1 protein-coding gene is annotated in these 396 nt (G+C 68.9%); it reads left to right on the top strand.

Going from position 1 to position 396, the window contains the following annotated elements; translation table 11 throughout:
- Positions 1-152 precede the first annotated feature (152 nt).
- Positions 153-396: hypothetical protein (locus AADR41_RS42600; protein WP_342287831.1), on the top strand; the 244-nt coding region annotated here is incomplete at its 3' end.

A 396-nucleotide genomic window follows, 5' to 3' on the forward strand; every position in this document is an offset into this window, starting at 1 on the left:
GGCACATCCGGGCGGCGGTCCGGTTCCACGACGGCATCGAGGCTCTCCATACTCATGGCATCACCACTTTCCTGGAGCTGGGCCCCGATCCGGTTCTGACGTCTTTGGTCCGTGATGCTCTGGACGGTCGGGGCACTGTGGTGGCGGCGTGTGTGTTGCAGAGGGACAAGGGTGAGGTCCGGACGGTGCCGCGTGCGCTGGCGGCGGTGTTCGCCTCCGGGACGGAGACCGACTGGTCCCCGCTCCTCGGAGCCGGCCGGAGGATCGGTCTGCCGACCTATCCGTTCCAGCACGAGGACTTCTGGCTCCACCCCACCCCCCGCACCGACCTCACCGGAGCCGGACTCACCACCACGGACCACCCCCTCCTCACCGCCGCCATCGACCTCGCCGACA

Origin of the sequence: Streptomyces sp. CLV115 (assembly GCF_038448545.1) — a bacterium.
Taxonomy (GTDB): Bacteria; Actinomycetota; Actinomycetes; order Streptomycetales; family Streptomycetaceae; genus Streptomyces; species Streptomyces sanglieri.